Genomic DNA, 5,589 nt, shown 5'->3' on the forward strand with positions numbered 1-5,589 from the left:
ATGGTTGGAAAAATGGGTGGTTTTGGTTTGTTTGGAGTGGTTTTTAAGGAGCGACTATTTAAACAACGGAGTTTCTATTTTTAGCGGGCGTTAGAAATGGGAGGATTGCAATTAAATTTTGAACGACATAAGATTTAAGAACTACATTCATTAAAGATTTTCGCATCACATTGAGTGCAAATATCACGATCAAGTCGTCTGTAGATAGTGCGAATGGCAATGCTTTTAGAATCAAAGAAGTTTATCCTGCCAATTTTTTTGACAAAGTGAGCCTGCGCTAAAAACTGATAAACGGGTGCCTTAAGTCCAACAAAATACAAACCACCGTCTTTTCTTTTTAATCTATTATGTTCGGAGATTAAAGTTTCCATACCTGATAAATCTATAAAATTAATCCCACTAGCAACAATCAAAATATGGTGAATATTTTGCCCATCAGATATTTTTTCAATTTTTTTCTGAATATGGTTAATTGAGCCAAAATAAATCGACATATCGATTCGAATTATCTTTAACTGTGGGCACTGTCTAAGTGGTTTTTTAGCAATATTTATAAAACTTCTAGAGCCCTCGTTATTCATGTTATCTATTGACAAAGTAGGGATTCTTGGGGTTGAGGTTTTTGCTAAAAATAACACTAAAGACAATAACACACCCAAATAAATAGCGAATTCTAATTCGAGGAATAGTGTTGCTAAAAAAGTCGTAATTAAAATTGCAGATTCTGATTTGCTGTATTTAAAAATCTTCACAATATGCTTGGTATCAATCAAATTATAAGCAACCAACAAAATAACACCGCCCATCGCAGTGATTGGCAGATAAGCCGTTAGTGGTGCAATCAGTAATACAATAACCATTAAAAATAGTGCAGCAAAAATAGCTGAAAGCGGTGTTTTTGCACCAGATTCATAGTTAATGCCCGATCTGGTGAAAGAACCTGATCCTGCATAACTAGAAAAGAAACTGCCAAATATGTTGGACATTCCTTGTCCAACAAACTCTTGATTAGGGTTTATTCTTTGATTGGATTTTGTCGCAACAGCTCTACTGATTGAAACTGCTTCAATCAACCCCAATAGTGCAATTGCAAAAGCTTCTGATGCCAGTATAGAAATTGTAGAAAATGAAAAATCAGGCATTGACAAAGGCGGTAAATACGCAGGAATTTCACCAACAAGAGCAATATTTGTTGAGACTCCAAATTTAGGCAAGTAAAACGCTAAAACACTACCTAATATCATGCCAATTAAAAGATTGGGGGATTTTGGTAAAAATCTTTTAAACAAGACTGCGCTAAACAGTGTGACTAATGCGATTATCAGTAGATAAATATCAAAATCAGAAAGACCTTGATATAAATCAATCCAAACATGTAAGAACGACTCTCCTTTAGGTATATGAATACCAGTAATGTGTTTTAATTGGCTGGTTGCAATCAAAATTGCTGCCCCTGAGGTAAAACCAATAATTACCGTATGTGAGACAAAGTTTACCAAAGTTCCAAATCTGGCTAAACCAAATGCAAATTGATAAACCCCAGCAAGAAAAGTTAAAGTAAGTGCCATTGAGACAAATTCTGGAGAACCTGGCTCAACATGTCTACTAATAGTAGAAAACATAACAATAGAAATGGCGGTTGTTGGCCCTGAAATCAAATGATAGGATGAACCAAATAGTGCGGCAATAATCGGGGTAATCATTGCTGTATATAAGCCGTATTCTGGTGGTAGTCCTGCAATGGTTGCAAAAGCAACACCTTGAGGTAAGACCACCACTGCACCAGTAAAGCCTGCAATAATGTCTGCTTTTATGGTGCTTTTATTGATTGTTTTAAACCACGCTAGAAATGGCAACAATGAAATTAGTCTAGTTTTCACGAGTGACCTACTTCTACTGTTCTTAATTTTTTAGCCAGTTTGTCTAATGAGGCATTAATGAGTTTAAAACCTCCCTCGGCACCGTATAGTTTAGCGATTTCAAGTGCTTCGTTGATAACCACCTTGTAAGGCACTTCAATTGAGTTTTGTAGCTCGTATGCACCCAAGTAAAGCACAGCGTGCTCTACCGATCCGAGTTCCTCAGTGTCGCGACTGATGGTGGGCGCAATGAGTTCGTCTAACTCAGTACGATTTTTTAGAATGTTGATAAATAGGTTAGAAAAGAACGCTTTTGAAATTTTCCCAGACTTTTGATTTAAAAATTGTTGTTCGATTTGTAGCACTTCGCCACCTGATAGCATATATTGGTATAAGGCTTGGACGACGCGCTCTCTAGAGCGATGTTTAGGGGTTGTGAATGTCATTGTTCAGGATGGGCTCTAAGTTTGGTCAAGTAAATACAGCATTTCAATCATTGCCATGGTTGCCTCTTCACCTTTATTGCCTTTATAACCACCTGCTCTACCGGTGGCTTGCTCCATATTGCTGGTGGTAAGCACGCCAAAAGTGGTCGGCACTTCATACTGGTACGAGACATCTGCTACACCTCGCGCACACTCGCTACATACAAAATCAAAATGTGGGGTTTCACCGTTAATGACTGCACCTAAAGTCACAATACCGTGATATTTGCCATTTTTTGCTAATTTTTTCGCCAGTAATGGAATTTCAAAAGCACCAGGCACATAGAAAATATCAACATTGTTCTCGTTAACACCGTATTTAGCTAAGGTCTCTTGTGCAGCAAAGAGTAATTTATCGCCAATTTCTTGATAAAAATAACCCACAGTAATGGCAATTTTCTTATCTTTTAGAAGGTTCTTGTTGCTATTTTTATCAAATTTAAAATTCATTATTTTTCACCTGTAATATATTCAACCACTTCCAAACCAAAGCCTTTTAAGGCATTTAACTTTCTTGGGCTACCTAAAATACGCATTTTCCCCACACCTAAATCAGACAAAATTTGTGCGCCTACCCCGTAGGTTTTAACATCACTACTGGCTTCGTGTGGACGAATAAGCAAGAACACACCGCTATGCTCCTTGCTAATATATGCCAGTGCATCGTCAACATGTAGAGATTTGGTGTTTTCTTGTAAGACATCGGTAAACACATTCTCCATATGCACGCGCACACAAACGGGAGTATCTTTGTCAATATTACCTTTTACTAAAGCGGTGTGTGTTTGCTGGTGGATACTGTCTAAGAAAGAGACTAGTGCCCACTCACCGTACTTAGTGCTAAATGGGCGTTCATTAATGCGTTCAATGGTTTTTTCATTTTCCACTCGGTAAGAAATCAAATCTTCAATCGTGCCCCATTTAATACTGTGCTTTTCAGCGAATACCTCCAAATCATCCCTGCGTGCCATTGAGCCATCATCGTTCAAAATCTCAACAATCACTGATGCTGGCTCTAAACCCGCAAGGCGCGCTAAGTCACAACCTGCTTCGGTATGCCCTGGACGAATCAACACACCACCAGGTTGTGCCATTAGTGGAAAAATATGCCCTGGTTGTACGATATCACTAGATTTGGCATTTGGCGCTACAGCGTCGAGTACGGTTTTTGCTCTATCTGCTGCCGAGATGCCTGTTGTAACCCCTGTAGAGGCCTCAATAGAAACGGTAAAGTTAGTGCCATTGGCGTCGTTATTTTGCGTTACCATGAGTGGTAAATTTAACTGTTTGCAGCGCTCTTGAGTAAGGGTTAAACAAATCAAACCCCTACCATGCGTTGCCATAAAGTTAATGTCTTCTTTGGTGCAAGTTGCTGCAGGAATGATTAAATCCCCTTCGTTTTCACGGTCTTCATCATCCATTAAGATAATCATCTTGCCTTGCTTGTAATCTTCCAATATCGCTTCAATGCTAGCTTTAGTCTTCATTTTTATTATTTGTTTTTTATTAACTGTTCAAGATGTCTGGCAATAATATCTACTTCCAAGTTGACACTATCACCTATGTTTAAGCGCCCTAGCGTCGTTGCTGTTAATGTATGGGGCACAATATTAATGTCAAAACCATTTGCTTTAATGCTATTCACCGTGAGACTTACCCCATTTACGGTAATTGATCCTTTTCTAGCAATGTATTTTACCAAAGATTGAGCCACATTGATTCTAAAACGCATTGATTCTCCTTCCAGTGCTTTATCAGTAACCTCGCCCTGCCCATCCACATGTCCGCTAACCAAATGTCCGTCAATACCTTGATTGAGCCTTAAGGCTTTTTCAAGATTTATCGCATCACCCATTGATAAATCGCCAAAAATAGAGCAATTCAGTGTCTCCTGAGAGACATCTGCTGTGAAACTCTCATTTTCAATTTCAATGACCGTTAAGCACACACCATTTACTGCAATACTATCACCAATTGTTACCGTAGAAAAGTCCAAACTACTTGAGGAAAAAGTAAACACTGCGCCCTTATTATGCATAGTCTTGCTTTTAACTTGGCCAATGGCTTGAATAATACCTGTAAACATTTATTGAGCCTCTTTTTGATGCAAACAAAAACTCACACTGGCGCCAAATAAGACCAATACCCAAGAAAAATAAACCCAAAGCATAAATAAAAGTAACATCGATAATGCGCCATAAATCAACTCGTATAGTGGGAAATAGTTAATGTAAATAAACAAAATAGATTTTAAAATTTCTAAGAAAAATGCCGTCATAAAACCCGATTTGATTGCATTTTTAAAAGTGACTTTTTCACTTGGGATAAAACAATACAACAAACTTAGTCCAATTGCCGAGAGGATAATGGGTAAGCTAGAGACAAAAATCCCACCCATTGGCACGAATATAAAGAATTTTGAAGCACTCAAGTATGAGCTGACGAACAAAGACCCTGCCAAGAACAGCGGACCTAAAGCCAACACCAATAAATATATGAGCAAATCTAAACCAAAATGACGCGTTTTTTTTGCCTCCCATATTGAGTTAATACGATGGTCCACTTCACGAAATAGAAAAAACGCTGCCACCAATAAAAATAACACACTAATGCCTTTAAGTTTTTGTGCGCTGGCGATAAATTGATGAATGTAGTGATTCGCTACTTCGTAATTTTGTGGCAATAACTGTTTAAACAAAAAAACCTCTAGATATTGTTGTAAATCAGCAAAATATGGTGATAAAGAAAATACACTAAATACCAAAGTCAGCGTTGGTACAATCGCAAATAATGTGGAAAACGCCAAAACCGCTGCTGAGTCAAAGCCGTTTTTCGACTTTAAGTGAATTAGCGCTGATTTTAAGAGGTTCACAATTCTTTGTAAGCGTACTTTGGCAAGTCTTTTGCTTTAATGCGTTTAACTTGTTTTTTTTCACTGTCCCACACTACGGCATAATGCCCCAAAGCTTTACTGACACTCTTTTTCATAGACATTAGAATTTTTTTATCGTTTAACATTTTTTAACCCTTGAAATTTCATTCATTATGCTTTGTATTCATAATTTTCTGCTGTATTTTCTAAATGCTTGAATAGTTTGGTAAATCAACAATCCCTCAATAATTCTAAACAAAAAATCCAAAAAATAACTCCAGCTACTCCAGTGATATTCGTTGATAAATAATACTTTATGAGTGGGGTTTAGAAATTCGAATATATTCTTCCAATATTTTGAATCATAACCATC

Annotated in this window: 8 protein-coding genes; all 8 read right to left on the reverse strand. The window is 37.4% G+C overall.

Annotation, left to right across the window (positions count from 1 at the left end; genetic code table 11):
* Positions 1-134: 134 nt before the first annotated feature.
* Complete coding sequence (locus BAZSYMA_RS08600; protein WP_090718006.1) at positions 135-1,880, reverse strand: SulP family inorganic anion transporter; 1,746 nt, start codon at positions 1,878-1,880, stop codon at positions 135-137.
* Positions 1,877-2,305, reverse strand: a complete 429-nt coding sequence (gene nusB / locus BAZSYMA_RS08605) for a transcription antitermination factor NusB (protein WP_090718010.1) — start codon at positions 2,303-2,305, stop codon at positions 1,877-1,879. The genes BAZSYMA_RS08600 and nusB overlap by 4 nt, the downstream gene beginning before the upstream one ends.
* Before the next feature lie 15 nt (positions 2,306-2,320).
* A complete protein-coding gene (gene ribH / locus BAZSYMA_RS08610) occupies positions 2,321-2,794 on the reverse strand; it encodes a 6,7-dimethyl-8-ribityllumazine synthase (RefSeq protein ID WP_090718014.1) in 474 nt (157 codons plus the stop codon).
* Positions 2,794-3,831, reverse strand: a complete 1,038-nt coding sequence (gene ribB / locus BAZSYMA_RS08615; RefSeq protein ID WP_090718018.1) for a 3,4-dihydroxy-2-butanone-4-phosphate synthase — start codon at positions 3,829-3,831, stop codon at positions 2,794-2,796. Before ribB ends, ribH begins: the two co-directional genes overlap by 1 nt.
* Positions 3,832-3,836: 5 nt before the next feature.
* A complete protein-coding gene (locus tag BAZSYMA_RS08620; RefSeq protein ID WP_090718021.1) occupies positions 3,837-4,430 on the reverse strand; it encodes a riboflavin synthase in 594 nt (197 codons plus the stop codon).
* On the reverse strand, positions 4,431-5,216 hold the full coding sequence (locus BAZSYMA_RS08625) for a YihY family inner membrane protein (RefSeq protein WP_195910174.1): 786 nt from the start codon (positions 5,214-5,216) through the stop codon (positions 4,431-4,433).
* Positions 5,213-5,362: a hypothetical protein gene (locus BAZSYMA_RS10100; protein WP_195910175.1), complete on the reverse strand. Its 150-nt coding sequence runs from the start codon at positions 5,360-5,362 to the stop codon at positions 5,213-5,215. Before BAZSYMA_RS10100 ends, BAZSYMA_RS08625 begins: the two co-directional genes overlap by 4 nt.
* Positions 5,363-5,400: 38 nt before the next feature.
* Positions 5,401-5,589, reverse strand: a 189-nt coding sequence (locus BAZSYMA_RS10255) for a hypothetical protein (RefSeq protein ID WP_206599459.1), incomplete at its 5' end; no start/stop codon positions are given.

The organism is Bathymodiolus azoricus thioautotrophic gill symbiont (assembly GCF_001298715.1).
In the GTDB taxonomy this organism is placed as follows: domain Bacteria; phylum Pseudomonadota; class Gammaproteobacteria; order PS1; family Pseudothioglobaceae; genus Thiodubiliella.

Coding starts and splice junctions, on each gene's coding strand:
- nusB (WP_090718010.1), bottom strand. CDS start 2,305: ATGACATTCACAACCCCTAAACATCGCTCTAGAGAGCGCGTCGTCCAA.
- ribH (WP_090718014.1), bottom strand. CDS start 2,794: ATGAATTTTAAATTTGATAAAAATAGCAACAAGAACCTTCTAAAAGAT.
- ribB (WP_090718018.1), bottom strand. CDS start 3,831: ATGAAGACTAAAGCTAGCATTGAAGCGATATTGGAAGATTACAAGCAA.
- BAZSYMA_RS08620 (WP_090718021.1), bottom strand. CDS start 4,430: ATGTTTACAGGTATTATTCAAGCCATTGGCCAAGTTAAAAGCAAGACT.
- BAZSYMA_RS10100 (WP_195910175.1), bottom strand. CDS start 5,362: ATGTTAAACGATAAAAAAATTCTAATGTCTATGAAAAAGAGTGTCAGT.